Below are 25193 nucleotides of genomic sequence, written 5' to 3' on the forward strand. Positions count from 1 at the left end.
AATCTTCTCTTTCTTTTTATATCTAAATGCATCATTCATAGTTTTGATTATATAATGCCTAAAAATCACAAACAAAAAAGGCTCCCAAAAAGGGAGCCTTCATATATTGGATATAAATAGTATTCCTTATCCTAAAGCAATTTGCTTCATAGCAGTCATTGCTCCTCTTAATCTTGCACCTACAGCTTCGATTTCGTGTGATCTTAAAGCTTCGTTTACTTTGATCAATGTTACGTTATCTACACCGTTGTCTTTACCTTCGTTGTAGTCTTTACCACAGATATCAGCTTCAACACCTTTCATGAAGTCAGTTAATAACGGCTTACATGCGTGATCGAACAAGTAACAACCGTACTCAGCAGTATCAGAGATTACTCTGTTCATTTCGAACAATTTCTTTCTTGCAATTGTGTTAGCAATCAATGGAGTTTCGTGAAGTGACTCATAGTAAGCAGACTCACCGATGATACCAGCTTCTACCATAGTTTCGAAAGCCAATTCAACACCAGCTCTTACCATAGCAACCATCAATAAACCTTTGTCGTAGAATTCTTGCTCAGTGATCTCAACATCAGCAGGAGCAGTTTTCTCAAAGTTAGTCTCACCAGTTAAAGCTCTCCAGTTCAACAAGTTTTTGTCATCTTCAGCCCAGTCTTTCATCATTGTAGATGAGAACTCACCTGAAATGATATCGTCTTGATGCTTTTGGAATAATGGTCTCATGATGTCTTTCAATTCTTCAGACACTTCGAAACATTTTACTTTTGCAGGGTTAGATAATCTATCTAACATACCTGATACACCACCGTGCTTTAATGACTCAGTGATAACTTCCCATCCGTATTGGATGAATTTAGCAGCCCAACCTGCATCGATTCCTTTTTCAACCATTTTGTCGAAGCAAAGGATAGATCCAGTTTGTAACAATCCACAAAGGATAGTTTGCTCACCCATTAAATCTGACTTCACCTCAGCTACGAATGAAGATTTCAAACATCCAGCTCTATCTCCACCAGTTGCTACTGCATAAGCTTTAGCTTGTGCCCAACCCTTACCTTCTGGATCGTTTTCTGGGTGTACTGCGATTAGAGTTGGTACACCAAATCCTCTCTTGTACTCTTCTCTTACTTCTGAACCTGGCGACTTAGGAGCCACCATGATTACAGTTAAGTCTTTTCTGATCTGCATTCCTTCCTCAACGATGTTGAAACCGTGAGAGTAAGATAATGTAGCTCCTTGTTTCATCAATGGCATTACTGACTCAACAACGTTAGTATGTTGCTTATCTGGCGTCAAGTTGATCACCAAGTCAGCTGTAGGGATTACTTCTTCGTAAGTACCTACTTTGAACCCTGCCTCAGAAGTATTTACAAAAGATGCTCTTTTCTCATCGATTGCAACTTGTCTTAAAGCATAAGAAATATCTAAACCAGAGTCTCTCATGTTCAAACCTTGGTTCAATCCTTGTGCACCAGCGCCAACGATTACGATTTTCTTACCTTTCAAAGCCTCAACGCCTTCGCTGAACTCTGAGCTATCCATAAATTCACATTGTCCAAGTTGGTGTAACTGCTCTCTTAATGGAAGTGTATTGAAGTAATTTGCCATTGTATATAATATTTTTAATTTAAATCTATTTGTCTATCACAAATGTGAAGATAATAATCAATAAGATTGTGGTGATTTTAAATAAAGTTTAGGTACTTTTCAATGATCGCTCTCTATAAGCATTCGGCGTCTGCCCTGTCAACTTCTTGAAAAACTTACTGAAATAGGATTGATCTTTGAAGTTGAGATAGTGACAAACTTGAGTAACCGTCAAGTCCGTATGCTTCAAAAGTCGCTTAATTTCAAGCACTTGCTTATCCATAATTAACTCTTTTGATGTTTTCCCTGTGAGTCCTTTCACCGTTTGAGTTAAATGGTTTTCCGTCACATTGAGGAATTCTGCAAAATCTCTAACCGATAAATTCTCTTGGTATTTTTCCTCAATCAATTCTCTAAACCGTTTAACCATCAAATGTCCCTTCCCTTTTTCGATTGCACGTTGTTCTTTAGGGTAGATCTGATTACAGGTATTTAATATCAAGTCTAAAATAGAATTAGCCATTTCGTGAGAAACTACATCCGTTTGATCCATTTCATCACAACCTTTTACGAACAACTGTGTAAGAAAAGCCACATCCATTGGCTCCTCTAGTTTCAGTGGAGGGTTTTCCTGTTTGAGATTAAAAAAGAAAGGAAACTCAAGCAACTTGTTTTTGTTGCTCTTATCAATCAGATAAAACTCAGCGGTAAACAGAAAGATATAGCCTGCAATGTCTTTCGACAACTCCAACTTATGTGCTTGGCCTGGACTCAAAAAAAACATACACGGAGGTTCTACCTTGTATTCATTGTCATCAATCACATGAAGCCCCGACCCCTGAGTCAAAAACAAAACCTCAAAAAAATCGTGCTTGTGAGGATACTGCACCTCAAAATGACGATTGGCATCAAACACCTCAATTTGGAAAGGATGCTTTGAATTACCAATAGGTTTGAATTTATCTAGACTGTATGTGGGGATTAGATTTTTCAATTGGAAGTTTTAAACCTTTATCTATTTTCGTTTGGAAGCTTAATAAAGCCAAATAAACCAAAGAAGCTATTAATATGCAAACCTTACTTTTCGAAATGTTATTGGAATGTTATCAAGCCCCAATATTTTTCTAAAATAGAAGTCAAAAAATAATGTAGGCTATAAAAAAAGTGGATACCATCTCTGATAACCACTTTTCTTTGCAATTTATTTTAATGGATAATTACTGTTTATCCAGATCAAAAAGATCACTAATGATTTTACCCATCTTCTGTCCTTCCTTTTTATCAATATTGGAAGTAGTTTTCAATTGAAGTACCGGAATCTTAACAATCTTGTTCAATAAATTCTTAGTGATTTTATCTATATTTTTCTTTTCCTTAGAGCTTAATTCCTTTTCGTATTTCTGAACCTCTCTGCATCTGATATCCTCCAATGTACTCTTTAATCCTTTTATGATTGGTGAGTACTCCATTTCCTGTGTTCTTTTGTTGAACTCTGTCAATGCTGATTCAATAATTGCTTCCACTTTAGGAATTGAATTTAAACGCTTTTCTAATGCTTTTGAAGCTCTAGCATTTATATCATCTACGGTATATACTAATGCACCTGGAATTTTTTCTACATCAACGGCTACTGATCGAGGCACTGATAGATCCATAAAGCATTTGAAGGCTAAAATATCAAGAGACTTTACATTATCAGCATTAAAATAATCAGCAATTGGAAGAGAAGAGATAATTACGTCTGCTTCTTTGGCTGCTTTCCATAATTCTGAAAAATCCCTTACTTGATAACCTGTTTCTTCAGCCAATTCTTCAGCAACAGAAAGCGTACGGTTCATGATCGTTACATCAGTGATTTCCGTATTCTGAAGGTTTCTAACAGCATCAGTACCAATTTCCCCTAATCCTACAACGAGGATCTTTGGATTAGAAACATCTGAAGTGATTTCATCAATCATCTCCACTGCAGCATATGATACTGAAGCGGCACCGTCTCTGAATTCAGTCTCAATCTGAACTCTTTTATTGGCATTGAAAATAGTGTGCATCAGGCGGTGAAGATACTGCCCTGCCATTTCATGATCGGCAGTCCATTGATACGCTCTTTTCACCTGACTTGAAATCTGAATATCACCCACCACTTGAGCTTCTAGTCCCATTGAGACTCTAAACAAATGCATTTGAGCATCTGATGAAGAAGACATCGACTCAAAATAATTGTAAGCCTTATCTTCCTCCACCTCTTTGAGAGTGCAGATTTCTTTGATTATATCTTTTGAAAGGTCCTCTTCCGCCATGTAATAAGCTTCCGTTCGGTTACACGTAGAAACCAATAACAACTCATTGACACGTTCATCATTTTGGTATACTTTCAGCAGGGATTCACAATCTTGTTGAGAAAGTGAAAACTGCCCTCTAACTTCTAGAGGAGTATTTTTGTATGATAATTTTACGGCTTTAAAATCTTTCATTTACTAACTTAATCTATTGGTTAGAAATGATCCTAACCATTAAAATAAACTTTTACCTTGTTGGTATCTTTAAAGTTATTCTTTAATAAAGAATACTCTTCAGCCCATAATATAGGTATAAGTACTTATTAATTACAAATTTAAAGATGTTCTTAGAAGAAAGTCAATCTATTTGATAAGATTACCAATTTATATTGTAAATCAGGCTATTCGGATAAAAATCCAGTTCAGGAAATGAGAAGTTCTGTGAGAATTTAAGCATTTTCAACTGCTGTCCTTTCAATTTCCCCTCAATGCATCGACCACTGAAATTCCAGACTGACTGCGTTTGATCATCTCTAAATACTTCTCCCTCTTTTGAGAAAGATAAAGATTGACCTTCATGAAATGAAGAGTAAACAGCCACTGAACCAATTTTCTTATTGGTATGAATATCCCTGCCGGCTAACATGGAAGTTGATGCTCCACTATAAAAAACAGCAATGTACATATCCAACGGTTTGTCATTGATCACACCTCTTTCCTGTACATCTTCCAACGGATAAATGACATGTTCGTCCAAAAGTTTTACAGCAACAATTCTTTCCATCGGCATCAGCCTTTCACTTGGCATATAATTAAGGTGCAATGGTTTTTCCACCAATACATTGTCATAATTATAGTATGGGTTTTTACCGTAAGGAAGCAATTCATCTCGTTCATTAAACTTCATCACCAAACCATATCTGTAATTATCAAAGTACTGGCCCATCGTCATTCTCAATACCGGGTATTTCACCAACTCATGCCCTTTGAATTCTCCTGTATAACTTTTGCCATTATACTGCTGCCACCATGACTCAGATTGCTGATCATAAAGTATAATATTACTTTTTCTGATCATTCCGGAAGGGTGAAGTGTAAGTTCTCTCTGCACACCTTTATACTGGAATCTTCTTTCGTAAACTTCCACCGCATCTGTAAGCGGGCAGTAGGTTATAGCGATAGGCATTCCACCAATTCTATCATTTATGACCTGATGAAACATCAAAAAGTCTAGTGGATAAGCTTTAAACTCACGGCCTGCCGCTACCACTACAACATTGGCTTCCTCTTTGTATTCTTCTTTCGCATTTTCCTCATTATAGAACCTTGGGTGGTCTATACTTTGGAAAGCGTCCTTAGGTACTAGGTTTTCATATTCATACAATGAAATAGATGAATTGTCTACATTGGTAGTCCACTCACTTTTCACCCCTACTCTATTGATCTGTGCTGAAGCAATACTCACTGCTCCAAACGTAAAAAACAATAGCAATATATTTTTCAAAAAATTCATCTATTTCTATTAGGTTTATTCTGTCACCATCAAGATAAGTAATCAAGTAGTTCAAATCTAAATACACTTCTTATCTGTTAGACAACAAAATTACAAAAAAACCTACACCTTAGAGCATGTTTAAAACATCTATTTTAGTGAAAATTTACCCTTTTAGTACGTGAGTTTATTAATTTCATCAACTATAGAACCACTATTTTCTCTGAAATTAATTTCCTCACAGCCTAAAATGGAAAATTTTCACTTCTAAAATATATATTCCAAACATACTCTGATAAAATCATTTTATCTGATTCTAGATGGTGTCACTCTACCAGAAACAATCGGCTCTATGCCAATAATAATTCCCTTTGTTACCTCTACTATATTTTGGAAGTCTAATGAAGGAATCTCATCATTTACAGTGTGATAATACGAGTCAAAATCAATATCAGTTGAAGATACAGTATGCGCAGGAACTCCTTTAGCGGCGAAAGGTGCATTATCAGATCTCATAAAAAGCTGTAAATCCGGATATGGATCTGCGAAGAAATTGAAGTTTATTCTTGCTGCACGTACATTTTTCTGCATCAATCTACCAAGATTAGACTTATTATATCCCGTAATATAGGCTTTTCTCTTTCCATTGGCTGACGGTTTTCCAATCATCTCAATATTGATTAGCGCAACAATATTTTTCAATTCCTCTTCAGACATTTTGCTTACCATATATTCCGAGCCAACTAGACCAATCTCCTCAGCTGTAAAAGTTGTAAACAAGATAGTTCTGGCGTACGCTCTTTTTCTTTTGGCAAAATACTCTGCAATCTGAATCACTGCTGAAACTCCAGAGGCATTATCATCAGCTCCGTTCGCAATTGAATCTTCTTGCACAGCATCTAAAATACCAATATGATCATGATGCGCACCAATCATCACTACTTCTTTTGCTTTTGCAGTACCTTCAAGTTTTGCCATCACATTTCTCATCTCCACTTTTTTCACCTCCTGTTTGAAGTCCAAAAGTACTTTCTTGAATTTACTTAAAGCAGATGCTGGAGGAACTACCCAAATGATTGCTTGTTTTGAAGAAACGTCCTCTAAGTGTTTTTGATTCGCACTTTTAAACTGAAGTGTTGCTAATTCTTTTTTATGTTGATCTGATTTTATCCAAACCATTGTCACAGCTGTCTCCTTCAGTAATTCTTCACGGAACTCCTTTAATGACTTCCCTGAGGGAATATCCTTTACCTGAAGCTCTTTTGCTTTTTTAGAATAAATCTGCTCCAAGTTTGTATCAACAAAAAACTGATCTGAAGCTATATTTTCCTTATTAATAACCAGAGTATTATTCTGAACGACTTTCTGGTATTTTGTCATTACCTGAAAGTAAGTACCATTCTCTCCAGCTGGTTTTAATCCTAATTTTTTGAATTCGTTACTAATGTAATCTGTGGCTAGTTTTTCACCATCACTCCCTGCCAATCTTCCTCTCAGGGCATCGCTAGCTAATGTGTCAATTATTTGGGTTGCTCTGTTAATAGTCTGTGCTGAAGTTACTTGAAAGGTAGCCATCAGTAGTATAAATGTCAATCCACAAATTGTTTGTATTATTCTCATGAACTATGAAGATATGTTAAGTTTTTCCCTAATGAATTTAACTGTAAGAAACTTTTTTAGGGCGTTTATGTATTAATGTTGTGTGGCGCAATCCAAAAGAATTATGGTTTTGCGGTATAAAAGTAAATGAATTTTTACTAAAATCTAAAGTATCCCATTATGAAACAATATACAGAAGAGGTAGATAGTTTATTTAAGGAATTAAAAAAAGCTACCGAAAGTGAAAAAATTTCAGATTTAGAAAGTTCAATTATTGAAATATGGCAAAGAACAGAAGATCCTTTTCTAGATGATGTCATCGTTTTAGGAGTTGAACAATTAACAAGGGAAAATTATAAAGACGCAATTGCTACTTTCTCACATGCATTAATGTTTAATAAAGAACATGCTGAGGTTTATAATAAAAGAGCTGTAGCTTATTACATGCGTGGTGAATACAATAAGGCATTGGCTGATTTAAGAAGGGTTTTGGAATTAGAACCTAGACACTTCGGGGCTTTATCAGGTTTATGCAATATTTATAGAGAAATAAAATTAGAAGTACATACTTTAAGGACTTTGGAAATATTACTGAGAATTATTCCGAATAAAGAAGGGTTGTCCGCTCAAGCATATACTTTAAGGCAAAAATTAGGAAGATAATTATACCAGTGTTACTTCCTGTGGCTCTTTCTTACTTGGATCAGGAGCATTAGGAGGTAAAATAAAGATACCCGGAGGCAAATCTAAATCAGGTTCTTTGGGAGTTGTAGGCCATCCGCCATTATTATCATCATCATCATTACCGAATGAAGAACCTCTTGAAGAGTCCTCTTTCATAAGGTAGGTTTTGTAAAATGACCAAATAGCAAGACCAATTGAAAGGTACATTATCAATAATAAAAAGTGAATGTACTCCATATAATAGTTAAGTTATTTAATTGACATTTTGAAAAGTTAGGGTTCAATAAGCATCACACCAAAATTGTACTTGTGTGCTTGAGTTCTTAATTTAAATATATTTACAGTTAAAAAAAAGAGGTATTTGTTTAAAACACCTCTTTTTTTTGATTTCATATTACTACCTCACTTATCGCAGGTAAAACTTTTTCTCATCAATATATTCCTGAAGTTTACTTAATTCTTCTTCAGGCGTAATATCTTCAATATTTCCTTCTACCAAACTGGCTCCTACTCTTTTATCAATCACATTCAATACTTTATAGGTTCTCCAGATTGGAGCTTTTTTTACTTTTACAGTATCACCCACGCTCACTTTCTGTGACGGCTTCGGCACTTGACCGTTTAGTAATACTTCTTCTTTTTTACAAGCATCTGTTGCTACGGTACGTGTTTTAAAAACTCGTACACACCATAAATATTTGTCTATTCGCATTTTATTCGTTCGGGTAATTTACTTTCAGCAATTTCCCTTTTTCATATATTTCTTCTTTCTCCAAGTTACCACTTTCATCATAGTATTTCCATGATCCAAGCTTCTGTTCCTTGTATTTTTTTCCAATTTCTCTCAAAGTACCATCATTATAGTACTTTTTGACCATACCATAAATGTTTCCTTTGTCATAAGGGATTTCATGAAGCACTGTTTTTCCATCTTCATGATACTCCATTCTGATGCCTACAATTCTGCCTTTTCTATATCTTTCTTTTGTAAGAAGCACGCCATTTTGTCTGTAAATAAAAGCCTCGCCTTCTTCAAATCCCTTTTGATATACCTTTACACTTTTTACAGATCCATCCGCATAATAGGTCTTCCACTCCCCATTTTTCACCTTACCAAGGTAGTTTCCTCCTGCTTTTAAGACACCTGAAGGATAAAATTCTTTTGAAGTATGTACCGTTGCATTCTTAGAATACACATCCAATTGTTTTACAGTTGTACCATCCTCATAGAAATCCTTTTGCTCTCCTTTCTTAATTCCTTTCGCATAAAAATAAGACGCTTTTGTTTTTCCGTCTTCATAGAAAAGTTGTGTAGTGCCATGCATTTTACCTTGTTGCATATGCCCTTCTTTTAAAAGCACACCTTCTTCTGAAAACTCTCTAAAAACACCTTTACGATCTTTGCCCATGGCTGTGATCATCTCTGCTTTCAACTGACCGTTCTCATAATAGTTTTTATAATTTCCAGTTACTTTCCCTTCAATCAGCTTTTCCTCTGCCATCAGCACCCCACTAGGGTAATATGCCTTTCTCAACCCATGTTCTTTGTTGTTTTCAAAAGGAATGATCTCTTTTATTTTACCCGTTTCATAAAACTCCTTTGACTCTCCTTCCAACTTACCTTCAATAAACTGACTTTGCTTTTTTACTGTATTTGACGCTGGGAAATAAGTATAAAAAATGCCATCAATCACCCCTTCTTTATAAGTACCTTTTTGAACAAGGTTTCCTTCTATGTCAAAAACTTCCGTCAGTCCATTTTTCTTTTCTCCCGACATTTGAGAAACTGATTTTTTCTCTCCCGTTGGATAAAATTCTTTCCACGTTCCTTTTTTGATATCATTCTTGATCTGAAGCTCGCCAGATTGGTAGTACTTTTTCATCACATCCACCATCTCATTGTTCTTAAACTGAGCTTCAGTTTTCTTCATTCCCTCTACATAATAGGATGTATACGCACCTTCTTGACTGCCATTTTTATAATGAGCAATAAAGTGAGGCTGTCCATTTTCATAAAACTCCTGAAAAGTGCCATGCAAAACACCGTCTTTGTAATAAGACTTTACAATAAGGTTATCTGAGCCGGGAAAAAATCGTTTGTATTCTCCGTCAATACGAGCAGAATCACCATCAATTACATAAAATTCTTCAGCAACAATTCCAGCCCAATCGTCATAATAGGTTTTAATTAGGGTCTTGTTCTTAGTTTGTCCTATTACTTTAAATGAAAAAAAAGTAAATAAAAGTAGAAGACACAAAGAATTAATTTTGATTGTTTTATTTTTATTATCCATTTAGGTATATGAGATTAATCTTATCCTACAAAGATCAATTATCATTCCTATAATGGCAACCTCATTAAACCTTTTTAATTCACATAAGGCCATTTATGCATCTTAATATCGCAAATCAACAGTTTGAAAGTAATGAAATCAAGCAAGGCAACTTTACGCTTGAAGGTGATGATTTTATTGATAATATTTTAGTTTTCTGTTTTGAATGGCTCAATGGAAAAGAAGAGTTTACGCTCCAAACTTCTGGCAGTACGGGAACTCCTAAAAGCATTACGGTAACAAGAAATCAGATGATTTCAAGTGCTACTGCTACTACAAAAATTCTTAATTTAAGAAATGGTAATAATGCACTATGTTGTCTTAACACAGATTACATCGCTGGCAAAATGATGATTGTAAGAGCATTGGTTGCTGATCTGAATTTATGGATTTTTGCTCCTTCCGCTCATCCTTTTAAACACCCTTTCCTGCCTCCTTTTGACTTTGTAGCTCTTGCCCCTTTGCAGGTCCAATGCAGTTTGGATGTTCCGGAAGAAATGGAACAACTTCAGAAGGTCAAAAATATCATTATTGGTGGAGCGCCTATCAGTTCACATCTCGAAAATAAAATTATAGAATTACTCGAAAGTTCTAAAGTATATATGACTTACGGGATGACTGAAAGTGTTTCACATATAGCTTTAAAAAGTATTAGTGCGGAAAGTGATCAGCTATATCACACATTAGAGGGAGTGAGTATCGGTCAAGATGAAAGAGATTGCCTACACATCATTGCCCCAATGACAGATTATCAAAGAATTCAAACTAACGATGTTGTCAAAATAGTTGCAAGAGATACATTCGAATGGCTAGGTAGAGTGGATAATATCATCAACTCGGGAGGCGTAAAAATTCAAGTGGAGAAAATTGAAAATTGTATTTCTAAAATACTTGAAAAAATGGATTATGCGGCTATCAACCTTTTCATTGGGGCACTACCTCATGACAGTTTGGGGGAGGAAGCCAATTTATTTATTGAAGGAATATCACTCACAGAAAGTGAAAAGAAAGAGTTGATGGATGAACTGAAGGAACAGTTTACGAAGTACGAATTACCTAAAAATATTCACTCTATGGGTGAGTTTATCAAAACAAACACACTTAAAGTAAAAAGAAAGGAAACAATACAGCTTTTTTTAGAACACCATGAAGGTTAGTATCATTACCCCAGTTTTTAATAGTGAAGCATTCTTGGATGATTATTTCCATAGTCTTCTTCATCAATCTTATAAGGATATTGAAATTATCTGTGTGGATGATGGTTCCACTGATAAAAGTGTAGCCAAGCTTTATGAATATAGAAAAGAATACCCTAAAATAATCAAGGTCATCCGACAAGAACATGAAGGTGTAAGTCAAGCTCGAAATAAAGGATTGGATGCCATGAGCGGTGATTACTACTGTTTTTTGGATAGTGATGATTGGTTATCTGAAAACGCTATTGAATTAGCAGTACAGCAACTCAACAGAGAGGATATCGATGCTTCACTCTTTACACTAAATTATATTTACCCACAATCGCCAGACAAGAACTTTAGGCTTCCCAAGAAATACAATCAACTTTTCAGTGCTAGCGAGATGTTCTCCAATACCTTAGATTGGAGTGTATCAGCAACAGGTGTCTACAAATCAGAGTTCAAGGAGTTTTCCTATGCCCTTTCTCCAATAGCGACTTCATATGATGATGAATTTCTAACAAGAAGAATGGTTTTAAAAATGAAAAACTTTAAAATCAATAATGGAATTTATTTTTATAGACAAAATGAAAGCTCTGTAACCAATTCATTATCCATGTCCTCTCTTGGTCAATTTAAACTACAGTATAAGACAAAAGGGCTATTACAAAAAAGGGGAATTTATGAGGAGCATGCCTTCAAATTTGAGAAACAATCACTGTTGATATTCGGGAGTTTTTTTAGAAGGTTTTATTTAAAGAGAAAAGAACTTTCAGAAAATGAATCTAAATTTATAGAGAAGTCAATCCATTCATATAAGCACTTTATCAACAAAAAAATATTGATTCAACATTTAAACCTTCTGAACAATAAGGAACGATTAATTCTAGCATTTTTGTTCCTTCCTTTTGCTATTCAGAAACCTATTATGAAATGGAGTGTGATGAAGAAATAGTATTAACTAATATCACTACTAGGACCTTCTATTGGCAGTGATATTGTGAAGGAAGTTCCCTTTCCAACTTCAGAATCGACTTTTATATCTCCTGAATGATCTTGAATAATACCAAAAGAAATAGACATACCCAATCCTGTTCCTAATCCAACAGGTTTTGTTGTAAAGAAAGGATCGAAAATTTTACTCACAATTTCTTTATCCATACCCGATCCATCATCAGAGATTTTGATAAACACCATTTTCGCATCATACCAAGTCTTGATTGTCAGATTACCTTCACCTTTGATGGCCTGCTCAGCGTTGTTCAGAATATTCATAAACACCTGATTGATCTTACTTTCGTTACAAACCACTGGTGGAATATCTGCATATTGTTTATGAACCTGTACTCTATCCTTTAGTTTACTATTCAATAAAGTCAATGAAGTATCAATACCTTCTTCAAGGTTAGCTTCCTTAAATTTAGTAGAGTCCATTCTAGCAAACGTCTTCAAATCCATTACAATTTGAGTCGTTCTTGTAGCCCCTTCTTCAATACCTTTTAATAAGTCACTGATTTCCTGAATCACAAATGACACTTCATAGTCTTCCTCTATTTCATTGACCACTTCTTCAGAAGCGTGTCTCTTCAATTCTGAGAAAGCTTGAATCAAATCTTCAATATCATCTTTTAAAGGAAGCACATTATTCGCTACAAAATTAATAGGGTTATTAATTTCGTGGGCAATGCCTGCTGTCAGCTGACCAATAGACGCCAATTTCTCTGAACTGACAAGTTGATCCTGCATCTCTTTCAACTGAGATAATGTATCTTCTGTTTTATTTAAAGAGTCCTTTAAAGCACTGTTCTTTGTCTTGATCTCGTCACTCTTATGCTCTAATGCCACGTTTTGTTCACGGATCTCATCATGTGCATAACGGAGTTTTTCAGACTGTGTTCTAAGTGCTTCGTTTTGTCTTTCAATATGCTTAGTTCTCTTCTCTACCAATAACTCAAGGTGGTTTTTATGCACCTCCAATTGTTTCTGAGCATCCTTCAGTTCTGTGACATCCACTAAGAAAGAAGTCACCCCAATAATTTCGCCCTGTGTATTTCTAAATGGGTTAAAGAACTGTTCGAAATAGTAACCTTTAAAACGGTCTACTACCACAATATCTTCTCCTTTAATACAGCGGTCAAAATATTCGCTTTGAAGTATATTTTTATTGTTTTCTTTAATCTTATCAAAAATATCCAGCAGGTACATACCATTTTTCAGTTTGATACCTGTCAGCATTTCCGTGATTTTCATGAATTTGTTATTACAACTCAACAATCGCTTGTCGCGGTCGAGAGTGTACATCATGATATAATCAGAATTATCTAAGATATTTCGAAGCAGTTCATTGGTTTTCTTGTACTCTTCAACTACTATTCTTCTTTGATTCAATTCGTTCTTCCACTTACTTACCATAAATGTGAGAGAAGAAGTAATAATAACCCAAAGAAGGAAAACCAACGCCATCGTGAAGTTTCTTGATTGAATAGAACTTCTTAATACCGTTTTTAAAGGTACACGAGTAGTAATTACCCACGGCTCAGTCATTCCTTGAATTTTGATCGGGAACAACATCTCATAGTAACTTTGCTCCGTTTCACTGTTTTCTACAATACGTGAAACTTTCTGATCATTTCTTAATGAGGCAAACAAGTAAGCAGGAATACCATCGTTCATTCCAATATCTGCTTCATTGACAGAACCAACAATTTGTCCGTTTGGTGCGGCAATGCATACATATCTGTTATCGAAATCTTCACTTTCTTCAATGAATCGCTGGAAGAATGACAATCGGATAGAACTACCCACAGCCCCAATAAATTTTCCTTTTTGTGTAAAAAAGGGCTGTACAACGTGTACAACAAACTTATTATCTTCGTCTCTGTTGGTATATTTTGGAAGCGTTACAAATGATTCTTTTGAATTAAGAATTCTATCTTTAAGGATAAAGTTATCCCAATCTAATTGCGTATGGAGTAATTTATTTTTTGCCCTTCCTCTACTGTCCACATATTCTTTATCTATAAAAACAGGGTTGTAAAGCAGTTGATTTTCATTGGCACTGTCAAACAATACCATCCATAAAGATTCTATATTAGAATAGTTCTGAACCGTATGGTCTAACAAACCTCCTAGCACTTTGTCTCTGTATTCCTTGTCACCTCTGATCACACGCATAGCATTACCTATCATGCGCATCTCACCAAGCAAGGTCTGCAACCTTGACTCAATGGATTCACCATAGCGTACCGCTCTTTCTTTTGTCACTTCGAAAGCCAATTTCTTGGATTGGCTCCCTCCGTTTTCATAAACCTTATAGCCTATGATAAGAAAGCAGAAAGTAGTTAGGGTAATTACCCACCATATGGATCTGGACTGTGAACTCAAATTTGGTGAAAGTTTTCCGTTTTTATTAACTGATAACAAGTGGTCGTTTTGTCAAACACACAAAGTTACTTAGCAAATATTCAATTACATATATTGTTAAGTTTTTTTAGAGAATAAATTTATTCGCATAATAATGTTAATAAAAAAATGTATCGAAACGGGTTGAAATAAATTGTTAACAAAAACAATCAATTGAAGGTAGTTTGAATGAATAAAAAGGTTGTAAATTAGAAAGCAATCGAAGGATAATTTCTATAAATATCACCTATCCGTGATTTAAAAAGTAAGTATGAAAAAAGATTCGAAACTATTAAAAATTCTTGAATATCTTGAAGCCAATGAAGGCAAAGAGACAAGAGATTATTATGTTCCGTCTTTATGGATGGGACAAGAGCAGGGAGCTTCTCACCCTGTAAAAACTAACCCGTTTACGTTCTTTAAAAATGCAATCAAGGAGATCACTGCTCCTACTGACGCATCTGTAAATTATAACCGTTCTCTTTCTACATTAAGAAGTCAAATACATGGTTATGGAGGAGACTGGACCTATCAGTCGGCTTTCTATAACATCTTCCCAAGATTAACTACTGCTTATGACCATGACAATGATGGGCACGTAGGTTCTAGTCATCGTATGGACATCACTAGCAGTGATAATGGCTTTAGAGAAACAGGTACTTTATTAAAATGTATTGCCATCCTGAAATACATCAAAGATTTAGGATGTGATACTGTGTATATGTTGCCGATCACAAGTATCGGTGAGGATGGTAACAGAGGTGATTTAGGTTCTCCTTATGCCATCAAAGATCAGTACAAGCTGGATGAAAATTTAGCAGACCCGTTGATTCCATTCTCAGTTGAGGAGCAGTTTGAAGCTTTTGTGGAAGCGGCTCACATGATGGGAATGAGAGTAATTATGGAGTTTGTATTAAGAACTTCTTCATTAGGCGGTGACTGGGTGAAAACAAACCCAGAATGGTTCTACTGGATCGACCGTCATAGAGCACATGAATACCAAAGCCCGGAATTCCCTGCCAATGAATTAGCAGAGATCTTACAGATTCCAAAAGGTGGCGGATTCCACTTCGCTCCTAACAACGAGTACAGATCATTATTCAAGAAACCTCCTACACCAGAACAAATCAAGGTGGAAGACGGCAAATATGTCGCTTACACTGACGAGGGTGAATTAATCATTCCTGGTGCATTTGCGGACTGGCCGCCAGACGATATCCAACCAGCTTGGTCAGATGTAACGTATTTGCGTATGTACGACTTCCCTTATGATCATTATCCAAATGATTATAACTACATCGCTTATGATACTATCCGTTACTACAACCCTGAGCTGGCTCAACCGCCACATGTCAACAGACCGCTTTGGGATAAGATTGCCGGTGTGATTCCTCACTATCAGTCTTTCGGTATTGATGGTGTGATGATTGACATGGGACACGCACTTCCAAAACCATTAATGGAAGAAATCATTCATGTCGCACGTCAGAATGACCCTGATTTTGCTTTCTGTGAGGAAAACTTCGATGTTACTCAAGAAAGTAGAGAAGCAGGTTTCAATGCTGTATTAGGCCACGAATGGAGAGTCACTTCAAGAGAAAAGAGAGCAGGTATCCAAAGAATTGTTCAAGATTCTAGCGAGCGTCTGGCTTTACCTTATTACGGTACTCCTGAAACACACAACACTCCTCGTGCGATGATGAGAGGCGGTGAACCACACTGTAGAGTCACGTATGTATTGAACAAATTCCTGCCTAACTCTATTCCATTTATTCATCAAGGTTTTGAATTACTGGAAGAGTGGCCTGTCAATACTGGTTTGAACTTCTTGCAGTCTGAAACAGATTATTACAGCCAGCAAAGATTACCATTGTTCTTTAAGTCTGCTTTAAGATGGAATAATGATCACAACCTTATTGGCTACATCAAATACATTAACAGTATTTATAATCACTTCGACTGGTTATTGAATAATGTGCATTTGAGAGGTAATGAGAAGTCCATGAAGCTTCACTACCCTGAAACTGCATATGAAAGTGTAATTGGTTTTGAGCGTTTTGATCCTTGGCATCCAGAACATAGTATTCTAGTTGTTGCTAATACGGATTACCAAAACAGCCAGGACTTCTACATCAATGTTCCAGGTACTAACAATGGTAAGTATTGGGATTTTGTAGAAAAGAAAGACTACGAATTTGTAGACAACTGGCTTTCTGCTACACTTCAACCAGGACAGTGTTTAATCATTGAACTAAAGAAGTTGGTTTAATCACTAACTTTTATAAATATACTTAAGGCTACTGATAATCAGTAGCCTTTTTTGGTTTTATACGTACAAACTACGATTTACTAATGTTCACACTGTAATTCTCATACGTTAGTATTTAAACATTAAATTTACTTCTTAATCAAACAAACAGGAAAATGAAAGTAACAAGTTATGTTGTTGGCTTATTAGTATTGTTTTTTGCAAATCAATCTTTCGCGCAATCGCATTTCGATTCAGAAGCAAATGAATCAAATCACATCTCATCTAAAGCAACTACTCACCACCACGAAGAAGAAGACTTCAAAAGGCATAAGTTATCCATTTATATGGGATACACTTATATTCCTCAGGCCATCCCTTCACATGAAGGACTGTTAGTTCCCACTTTCGGGCTAGACTATGTTTACCAATTCTCTGAAAAATGGTCCGTGGGCCTAATCAACGATATTGAGATTGCTCAATATATGGTAGAAGTTAAAAACAGTGGGGGCGAACATGGACACATAGAAACACTGGATAGAGAATACGCTTATGTAGGTTCTCTAGTAGTTTTCTATTCACCTTGGGAAAGCTGGAAAATCGGCATTGGACCAGGTATTGAAATTGAAAAAAACAAAAACCTTTTTGTTGGGAAATTTATCCTTGAGAAGGAATTCAAATTACATGATGGTTGGGAACTTTCTCCCAATTTCCAGTATGACATGAAAGAAAAGTTATACGACACTTGGACTTTTGGTGTTTCTATCGGAAAAAGGTTTTAAGAAAAGAAGAATCTTAATGAAAAAGTTGCTAGTTTTGTTAAACAATACTAACAACTTTTTTTTATGAAACAATTAAATAAAGGACTACTTATAATTGTCTTTTCAATTCTTTCTTTTACCTCGAATACTCTTAATGCTCAAGACGTAACTGACAACAGATTGTGGCTTCATTACTTCAACAGTGTAAGTCTGTCTGACAAATGGGCAGTAGATACTGACGCGGCTTACATGTTCATGCTTGACAAGCCTGTCGACAGGTTTCAGATACGTTCGGGTTTAAAAAGAAAGATCAACAAAAATTTATCAATCAGAATCGGAGCAGGATATTTTTATGTATTTGGAGAGGAGTCTTCAATTTTACATGAAATAAGACCAATGCAGGATTTTATTGGTACCCACTTGCTTACCTCAGATAAGTCATTATTTATCAAACAAAGGGTGCGTTTTGAACAGCAAATTTACAGTGCAAAACTAAATGAGACAGAGGTAAGTGATATCGATTTTAGAATGAGATATTCAATCATTCTTAGAAAGAGAATAGAGAAATGGATTTTCGGTGTTGGTACTGAAGCCTTTATCAATCTTGAAGATAAAGAAGAGAGTCCATTCTTCAATAAAAACCGTACGATTGCTTTAGTTAATAGAAGTGTAAGCAGTCATGTGAGCCTGGAAGCTCAGTACATCAGGGAAGATTCTTTCAAGAAAGGGGAAGGATCTGATCACTATGCCAATTTACTAAGAATTGCAGTAAGGCATAAAATTTAAAAAGTAATTCAAAAAATAAGCCCAGAAACTTAATTCTGGGCTTATTTTTTACACAAGGACTTGTTCCTCCTCCTCATGGGACTGTGATAAGTCCTCCAAACTGGGATCAATAAATATATCATTTTCTAAGATCACAATAGGGGTTTTAAGTAAAGAAGGAAAATCTCGTAAAGTACGAATAAGTACAAATGGACTCATTTCGTGTAAATCTTCTGCGAAGCATCTGTACCAAGGTGAATTGGTGTTGATCAATGCTCTTGTTGGTTTTAGATTTATGTTCTCCATGATATGGATCAAATGACCTTCTGAGACTGGACATACATTGATCTCGATTTCGCGGATCAAATGGTTTTTCCTTCTCAAATCGTTGATGAAGAACTGTTGGTTTGGGGCATTGCTATCATAGATAACAATTGGATGGTTGAGCTTTAAATGTGACATGGTGATGGGTTGTTATTGGACTTTGTTTTTCTTTCATTCAAAAGTTAGTAAAAATCCATTTATTTATTAACATACATTAATCATCCAGATTTACTGACATTCATCATCTTCAATTGGTGTATTGATTGTGAAAAATAGTTTTGAGTAATTTTGGTTTACATGATGCATCATGATAAAAATAAAGTTGTTTTTACCTTGTTGCTTAGTAAGTCAGTTCTGGATCAATTATATTCATCAAATTAATAAAAAAATACAACCTTTTCAAGTATATGAAATCACACTTCCGCCTGCATGTTTTTTATGAAGTTGTTCAACGACAGAGTTTTACTAAAGCCGCAGAAGCATTGCAAATCTCTCAGCCGGCTGTGACAAAGCATGTAAGAGCATTGGAAGAAGAATATAAAGTTCCATTGCTGGAAAGAAAAGGTGTTATCATTCATATTACTCCAGCGGGAGAGGTACTTAAAAGCTATTGTGAAAAGATTTTTGGTTTAGAACGTCAGTTGAAATTTGAGATTGATGCCATTCGTGAAAATCAAGGAGGAACGATTCGTATAGGTGCAAGTACTACAATTGCGCATTATATTATCCCAAAAGTGATTGCTTCTTTTCAGCAGAAAGTAAAGGATGTCAACATAGAAATTAAAAGCGGCAATACTGAAGCCATTGAAAACTGGCTGATTGATGATGTGATTGATTTAGGAATGATTGAAGGCTCTCCGCATAGAGGCGGATTAAAATACATTCCTTTTCTGAAAGACGAGCTAGTCGTTGTCTGCTCTACAAAATTTCACAGAGGACATAAAAGTTCATTGACCATCAAGGAATTTTTGAAAAAACCATTTGTGATCAGGGAACAAGGCAGCGGTACCCGTAAAATCATCAAGGATGCTCTTGAAAGTAAAAACCTGCATGAAGATGACCTTACAATAGCCATGCAGCTGGACTCCACTGAAAGTATTAAAAGATATATTGAAGCTTCGCCTAATTACGCACTCTTATCTATTTATTCCATTTTGGAGGAGCTGAATAGAGATCAGCTACAAATTATAGACATCGAGGACTTTGAAATTGACCGAGACCTTCATTTTGTAATAAAGGAAGGTGGTTCAATAGGCCTAGGTACTACTTTTATGGATTACGCCTTACTTCATTATAACAAAAAGTTATAACACATTCATTTTCTTCATTCATTTTGAGGTCAATACTTATGACATTTGTATTGTTATCAAAAGAATATGAAAATGAAAAGTCCTAATCAAAGTAACAAAATTGTATATATCGTTTTAGCCTTATTGACTTTAACCCCATGGGTAACTCCAGCCATGTCATTATTTGCCGGAATTATCTTCGCTTTATTATTCAAAATACCTAACCCAACTCTCAATAAAAATTTAAGTAATAATTTAATGAAATGGTCTGTCGTTTTCCTTGGCTTTGGCTTGAATGCCGTAGATGCCATGAAAACAGGGAGCGAAGGATCATTAATCACTTTCAGTAGTATTGCTCTTACATTAACGTTTGGTGCTTATATCGGTAAAAAGCTAGGTTTGGATAAAACCATTTACCGTTTGATTGCATCAGGAACAGCTATCTGTGGTGGTAGTGCTATTGCTGCTATGGCTCCTGCATTAAAAGCCGATCAACATCAGATTTCAGTAGCCATGGCCACTGTCTTTATTTTGAATGCCGTGGCATTAGTAGCTTTCCCTGTTATAGGCGAGTACTTCCATCTTTCTCAAACACAGTTTGGATGGTGGGCAGCACTAGCTATTCACGATACAAGTGCTGTAGTTGGTGCGGCCGCTAAATACGGTGAAGAGGCTTTACAGATTGCAACAACAGTAAAACTGACGAGAGCATTATGGATTGTGCCTATCTCATTGATTGCAGCATTCTCTCAGAAAGGAAAAATGAGTTTAAAAACAATGCCTGTTTTTATCTTAGGTTTCATCGTAGCGATGTTGATCAACTCTTATGTGCCAGGCGCACAGGCTTTTGCTCCATTATGTAAATTTATTGCTCACAAAGGTCTTTCACTTGCATTATTTACAGTAGGCTGTACTATGGATGTGTCAAGTGTAAAACACGTGGGAACAAGACCAATGTACCAAGGTATTGCACTTTGGGTAATCGTTTCTTCAATATCATTATACGCTGTAATTCATCTCTTTTAAAGAGAATTAGCCCAATATCAAATCCCTGCAATAGTCTTATTGTCAGGGATTTTCTTATATTTAAGCAGTTGTACAATTAAAACTATAGCCCAACCCATTCTTCTTCAATGAAAAAAAAGCACATTCTCTTTACTGTTTTATTACTGCTCTTTAGTTTTATCTTTTATTTCTTTACTGCAGGTCAAAGAATGCTGGAAGAGTTTGCTGCTCAAACCTTAAAGGAAGTAGCATTAGGAAAAAATGGGAAAGGTTATTTTGTCAACTTTCAAGAGTTTTCTATCGAATGGGGCAACAGTAGAATTGAGGCCACAGGTATCAGTATTATTCCACATATCAATCAAGAAAAAAACAGCTGGGTCAATGGTACTGTAGACACACTTATCATTGAGTTTTCTAACCTCTATCTTGGAGCGCTTTCAAAAAATATTACCATTGAGGATTTAAGAATAATACATCCTAATTTTCAATATTTCTGGAATGAAAACACTCAAAATAAAAACAAGAAAGTGCATAACCCTATCCCAAAATTTGATGCACTTAGAGCTCGTTTATCCAAAATAGGTATCCATACAATCAGCATTTTGAATACCGAATTCAATGGTTATTTAGTCACCAATAATTACAATCACCTCCATATTTTCCACACTTCACAAAACTTTATTCTTGAAGGTTTAAAATTCAACTTGGACTCTTTAGACAACAAAAATAAAGTGGTAGACTTAGAGAAGTTTCATTTTTCAAGCGGGCCTACTTTTATGAAGGGCCACAAAGATTTATATCAGTATCAATTTGATACGCTCCTGATCAGCAATACAGGAGATTTTTTCAAGTTAGGAGGTCTCAAGCTGTCTCCTCAGTATAGTGATGATACTTTCTTTAAAATGATTGGAAAACAAACAGATCGTTTTATTGTAGAGATTGAATCGTTGGAAGGACATGGACTCGCTGAAAAGGAACTGTTCAATCAAGACCGTTTCCATTTAGATAAAATCATTATCAATTCACTAAATGCCAATATCTACAGAGACAAGAACTTTGAGGAAGATTCCTCCGTGATAAAACAACTTCCACATATAAGTTTAAAAGCATTAGATTTTCAATTGGCAATTGACAGTATTGAACTTAAAAATAGTCAGCTAACATATCAGGAAAAAAGTAAAGATGCCACACACGCTGGCCACCTCCCAATCACACATATCAATGGGGTCATCTCTGACGTCAATAATAAAAATGAAAATATCATCCAACTAGAACTTGCTTGTGAACTCCTGGATAAAGCAGACACAAAGCTTTCTATTGATGTATTTTTAGGGAGAAAAGAGCCTTATTTTATGACGGCGGAAGGACATATTGACGCTTTTCCACTTTCGGCTTTAAATCAATTTACGCATGATAATATGGGAGTACAATTTCAAAGAGGAATTGCTACTGCCATTGATTTTAATGCGCAACTGAATGACTCAATAGGAAGGGGAAACTTAGATTTTTTCTATCAAGATTTAAAAATTAAAATCACCGGAAAGAATGACAGCAAATCAAGCGTAATAGAATCAATTGCAGGGTTTGCCGCTAATAATTTGGTACACCGCAATAATTTCAAAAACAGAAAACCAAGGCACGCACCTTTGTATTATAAAAGAATACAATACAAATCATTTATTCATTATCTCATTCATACCGTAATGTCTGGAGCACAGACAGCTGTAATTGGTACTTATAGCCAACTTCCTGATGACGAAAAAAAGGCTTATAAAAAGCATAAAAGGGACGCTAAAAAGAAACATCACTAATAGACTACTCTCCTATAAAAGTAAGCACCAACCTTCGGCTTCCGCCTCTGTCTCTATGTTCACCAAGATAAATACCCTGCCATGTTCCCAATAACGGTCTACCATTACCGATAGGCAAAGAGACACTACTTCCTAATGTTGATGCCTTCAAATGAGCTGGCATATCATCAGGACCTTCATAGGTATGTTCATAATATGGAGCGTTTTCAGGATATACTTTGTTGAAATGTGATTCAAAATCTGTTCTCACCGAAGGGTCAGCATTTTCATTGATGGTAAGTGATGCTGAAGTGTGCTGAATAAACACCTGTAGAATACCGTTTTTCCCACTCAGTTCTGGCATTTGAGCCAATACCTCATCAGTAATAATATGATAACCTCTTGAATAAGGTCTTAATGCAATTGTCTTTTGAATAACCATAGTCCAAAAATAAAAAAACTGTATGAGTCTACCCCATACAGTTTTTTAAATATTTTGTGATTGATATTATATTCCTAATTTTTTAAATAAAGATTTAATTTCTGAAGAAGATGGACGTGGAGCATTTGACTCTTTTACTTTTCCGTCTTTATCTAATAAAATAAATCTTGGAATTGCTGAAATATTAAACTTCTCTATGAAATCTTGATTTCCTGAATAATGGAATTGATTACCGTGTAATTCTTTTTTCTCCACCATTTTCTTCCAAGCTTTAGTGTCTTGATCAACTGACAAACTTACAAAAACCACATCTCCATCTTTATGGCTTTCTTCCAAAGCTTTTAACGAAGGAATTTCTCCCAGACACGGTCCGCACCATGAGGCCCAAACATCTATGTAAACATATTTCCCTTTAAAATCAGTAAGGTTCACTTCATTTCCTTTTAGATCTTTAAATGTATAGACACTATCTTTCTCAACATTTAAAAAACTGAATAAAGTGATTGATATAAGCAGTGTTAAGGTAGTAATTATATTATTTTTTTTCATTGTTCTCTGATTTATAAATTAAGTTTCTAAAGAGTGTTTTTATATATAACGATGTAAAGTTGATAAAAATTTCAATGTTGTTGATAGGAGATACTTCCTTAAATTCAGACAATTTTTCCTTTGTGATCGACAATAAATGTAAGATAAAACAGACATTCAATTAAAATCGGAAACTTTGGATTTGCTTTTTTAGCCTACTCACTCAGCATTAGAATATCATCACGAAGCTATTTCTATTCTGGCTTAATTAAACTAAAGTATAATTATCCAACTCATCCCAATTTCAAATATGTAAAAGCTTAAAAAATACTTTTAAACTTCTTCACCACTTCATCTACAAATGCTTCAGACCAGAAGTTCTTTTTAATCTTAGAGTAAACGTCCTTTTCAATTTCATTAAAAATTGGATCTGAAAATAGTTCTTTACCTTTTCTTGCCAACTCTAAAGCCACCACATATTCTTTATTGATAATGGTGAAAAGCAGTCCTAATAAAAAGTCTCGAATATCAATATTTTCTTTCTCCAGGTTATTTAAATACGAAATTTCCACCCACAAAGGTGCCTTTTTCAAAGTTACTTTCGCTAATCTTTTATTGATAGCACCCGAAAAAAGGTTTTCGTATGTTTCATGATTACCACGGATGACCTTTTGCACTTCATATTCTGAAAGCCAGAAATTCTTATCTGCCATATAATTCAAAATAGAGCTGGCATTGTCTTCTCCATTATAAGTCTGGGTAAGACCTGGCTCAAAATCTATAGCGAGAGTATTATCTTGAATAGAAGTATCCAAGCTTCTCCAAATACGGAGATCAATACCCTGAGAATCTGTCTTCAACCAGTCAATGTAGCCTAAAGATAATTTCTCCAGTGCATGACTGATAGAAATGTTATTAAGCTGAATAGTTCTGTCCAGCTCAAAGAAGGGAGAAAAAATATAATCTTTTACACTATCAGGGTTCGGTAGCAAAGTACTCGAACAGTAAGGACTTTTTGTCAGATAAAAATCTAGTTTCTCTACTTCCTGATCAGAAACTATACAATTGAATTTATAGAGCTTTTTAAAACCTTGATTATCTTCTTCTGAAATATCAAATTTTCTATCATCTGCATCAAAAGCAATACAAATGCAGTAAGGAGCTATTTCTTTCCACTTTGCATGGATTTCTCCTGATGCTCCAACATCTACTAATACAGGTGGTTTGTTTGTAAATTCTTCTCTTGAGAGAATTCGTTTGGCGATTGAATGCATATTAACTGTTCTTTTACCTTAAGCGGTACCAAATATACATTTTTATCAACAACTAAGAGTATGATTGGAATATATATTTTAGAAGTAAAAATTTTCCATTTTAGGTTGTGAGGAAATTAATTTCAGAGAAAATAGTGGTTCTATGGTTGATGAAATTAATAAACTCACGTTCTGAAAGGAGAAATTTTTACTAAAATAGATGTTTCAAACATGCTCTAA

General features: G+C 35.3%; 22 protein-coding genes. 9 read left to right on the forward strand and 13 right to left on the reverse strand.

The window, feature by feature from the left end; all coding sequences use genetic code 11:
* Window positions 1–126 precede the first annotated feature (126 nt).
* The 5 genes from ilvC to HHU12_RS10625 form a co-directional block, all read right to left on the reverse strand.
* Window positions 127–1608 carry a ketol-acid reductoisomerase gene (gene ilvC, locus HHU12_RS10605; protein ID WP_169656712.1) on the reverse strand — a complete coding sequence of 494 codons (1482 nt, stop codon included), beginning with the start codon at window positions 1606–1608 and terminating at the stop codon, window positions 127–129.
* Window positions 1609–1696: 88 nt separating this feature from the next.
* Complete coding sequence (locus tag HHU12_RS10610; RefSeq protein ID WP_169656713.1) at window positions 1697–2581, reverse strand: AraC family transcriptional regulator; 885 nt, start codon at window positions 2579–2581, stop codon at window positions 1697–1699.
* Window positions 2582–2804: 223 nt separating this feature from the next.
* Window positions 2805–4058 (reverse strand): glutamyl-tRNA reductase, encoded by a 1254-nt coding sequence (gene hemA / locus HHU12_RS10615; protein WP_169656714.1) that lies wholly within the window; start codon window positions 4056–4058, stop codon window positions 2805–2807.
* A gap of 181 nt (window positions 4059–4239) precedes the next feature.
* Window positions 4240–5367, reverse strand: a complete 1128-nt coding sequence (locus tag HHU12_RS10620) for a DUF3179 domain-containing (seleno)protein (protein ID WP_169656715.1) — start codon at window positions 5365–5367, stop codon at window positions 4240–4242.
* A gap of 294 nt (window positions 5368–5661) precedes the next feature.
* On the reverse strand, window positions 5662–6975 hold the full coding sequence (locus HHU12_RS10625) for a M28 family metallopeptidase (protein WP_205959850.1): 1314 nt from the start codon (window positions 6973–6975) through the stop codon (window positions 5662–5664).
* Window positions 6976–7134: 159 nt separating this feature from the next.
* Here HHU12_RS10625 and HHU12_RS10630 point away from each other — a divergent pair, with 159 nt between their 5' ends.
* Complete coding sequence (locus tag HHU12_RS10630) at window positions 7135–7617, forward strand: tetratricopeptide repeat protein (RefSeq protein ID WP_169656717.1); 483 nt, start codon at window positions 7135–7137, stop codon at window positions 7615–7617.
* On the opposite strand, the gene HHU12_RS10635 is transcribed toward HHU12_RS10630, so the two are convergent.
* The 3 genes from HHU12_RS10635 to HHU12_RS10645 form a co-directional block, all read right to left on the reverse strand.
* Window positions 7618–7875: a hypothetical protein gene (locus HHU12_RS10635; protein WP_169656718.1), complete on the reverse strand. Its 258-nt coding sequence runs from the start codon at window positions 7873–7875 to the stop codon at window positions 7618–7620.
* A gap of 169 nt (window positions 7876–8044) precedes the next feature.
* A complete protein-coding gene (locus HHU12_RS10640; protein ID WP_169656719.1) occupies window positions 8045–8350 on the reverse strand; it encodes an RNA-binding S4 domain-containing protein in 306 nt (101 codons plus the stop codon).
* Window position 8351: 1 nt separating this feature from the next.
* A complete protein-coding gene (locus HHU12_RS10645; protein WP_169656720.1) occupies window positions 8352–9932 on the reverse strand; it encodes a toxin-antitoxin system YwqK family antitoxin in 1581 nt (526 codons plus the stop codon).
* 95 nt (window positions 9933–10027) lie between these two features.
* Here HHU12_RS10645 and HHU12_RS10650 point away from each other — a divergent pair, with 95 nt between their 5' ends.
* Entirely contained in the window at window positions 10028–11128 is a 1101-nt protein-coding gene (locus HHU12_RS10650; RefSeq protein WP_169656721.1) for an AMP-binding protein, read from the forward strand.
* The gene (locus HHU12_RS10655) at window positions 11118–12101 is read left to right on the forward strand and encodes a glycosyltransferase family 2 protein (RefSeq protein WP_169656722.1); all 984 of its coding nucleotides are present in this window, start codon (window positions 11118–11120) and stop codon (window positions 12099–12101) included. The genes HHU12_RS10650 and HHU12_RS10655 overlap by 11 nt, the downstream gene beginning before the upstream one ends.
* 2 nt (window positions 12102–12103) lie before the next feature.
* Here the strand turns inward: HHU12_RS10655 and HHU12_RS10660 are convergent, their stop codons facing one another.
* The gene (locus tag HHU12_RS10660) at window positions 12104–14530 is read right to left on the reverse strand and encodes an ATP-binding protein (RefSeq protein WP_169656723.1); all 2427 of its coding nucleotides are present in this window, start codon (window positions 14528–14530) and stop codon (window positions 12104–12106) included.
* Between the two features lie 289 nt (window positions 14531–14819).
* Here HHU12_RS10660 and HHU12_RS10665 point away from each other — a divergent pair, with 289 nt between their 5' ends.
* From HHU12_RS10665 to HHU12_RS10675, 3 genes are all read left to right on the forward strand, one after another.
* Entirely contained in the window at window positions 14820–16817 is a 1998-nt protein-coding gene (locus tag HHU12_RS10665) for an alpha-amylase family glycosyl hydrolase (protein WP_169656724.1), read from the forward strand.
* A gap of 155 nt (window positions 16818–16972) precedes the next feature.
* Entirely contained in the window at window positions 16973–17578 is a 606-nt protein-coding gene (locus HHU12_RS10670) for a hypothetical protein (RefSeq protein ID WP_169656725.1), read from the forward strand.
* 63 nt (window positions 17579–17641) lie between these two features.
* On the forward strand, window positions 17642–18343 hold the full coding sequence (locus HHU12_RS10675) for a DUF2490 domain-containing protein (protein WP_169656726.1): 702 nt from the start codon (window positions 17642–17644) through the stop codon (window positions 18341–18343).
* 48 nt (window positions 18344–18391) lie between these two features.
* Here the strand turns inward: HHU12_RS10675 and HHU12_RS10680 are convergent, their stop codons facing one another.
* The gene (locus HHU12_RS10680) at window positions 18392–18784 is read right to left on the reverse strand and encodes an arsenate reductase family protein (RefSeq protein WP_169656727.1); all 393 of its coding nucleotides are present in this window, start codon (window positions 18782–18784) and stop codon (window positions 18392–18394) included.
* Window positions 18785–19053: 269 nt separating this feature from the next.
* Between HHU12_RS10680 and HHU12_RS10685 the strand changes: the two genes are divergently transcribed.
* The 3 genes from HHU12_RS10685 (at window position 19054) to HHU12_RS10695 (ending at window position 22751) form a co-directional block, all read left to right on the forward strand.
* Entirely contained in the window at window positions 19054–19956 is a 903-nt protein-coding gene (locus tag HHU12_RS10685; protein WP_169656728.1) for a LysR family transcriptional regulator, read from the forward strand.
* 72 nt (window positions 19957–20028) lie between these two features.
* On the forward strand, window positions 20029–20961 hold the full coding sequence (locus tag HHU12_RS10690; protein ID WP_205959851.1) for a YeiH family protein: 933 nt from the start codon (window positions 20029–20031) through the stop codon (window positions 20959–20961).
* A 107-nt stretch (window positions 20962–21068) separates the two neighbouring features.
* A complete protein-coding gene (locus HHU12_RS10695; protein ID WP_169656730.1) occupies window positions 21069–22751 on the forward strand; it encodes a hypothetical protein in 1683 nt (560 codons plus the stop codon).
* Window positions 22752–22755: 4 nt separating this feature from the next.
* Here the strand turns inward: HHU12_RS10695 and HHU12_RS10700 are convergent, their stop codons facing one another.
* The 3 genes from HHU12_RS10700 to HHU12_RS10710 all read right to left on the reverse strand — a co-directional run bounded on the left by HHU12_RS10700 (window position 22756) and on the right by HHU12_RS10710 (window position 24974).
* Window positions 22756–23172, reverse strand: coding sequence for a secondary thiamine-phosphate synthase enzyme YjbQ (locus tag HHU12_RS10700; RefSeq protein WP_169656731.1), 417 nt, complete (start codon window positions 23170–23172; stop codon window positions 22756–22758).
* A 66-nt stretch (window positions 23173–23238) separates the two neighbouring features.
* Window positions 23239–23721 (reverse strand): TlpA family protein disulfide reductase, encoded by a 483-nt coding sequence (locus tag HHU12_RS10705; protein ID WP_169656732.1) that lies wholly within the window; start codon window positions 23719–23721, stop codon window positions 23239–23241.
* A gap of 299 nt (window positions 23722–24020) precedes the next feature.
* Window positions 24021–24974, reverse strand: coding sequence for a hypothetical protein (locus HHU12_RS10710; protein ID WP_169656733.1), 954 nt, complete (start codon window positions 24972–24974; stop codon window positions 24021–24023).
* Window positions 24975–25193: the final 219 nt, after the last annotated feature.

The sequence above is a fragment of the Flammeovirga aprica JL-4 genome (assembly GCF_012844305.1).
GTDB lineage: Bacteria > Bacteroidota > Bacteroidia > Cytophagales > Flammeovirgaceae > Flammeovirga > Flammeovirga aprica.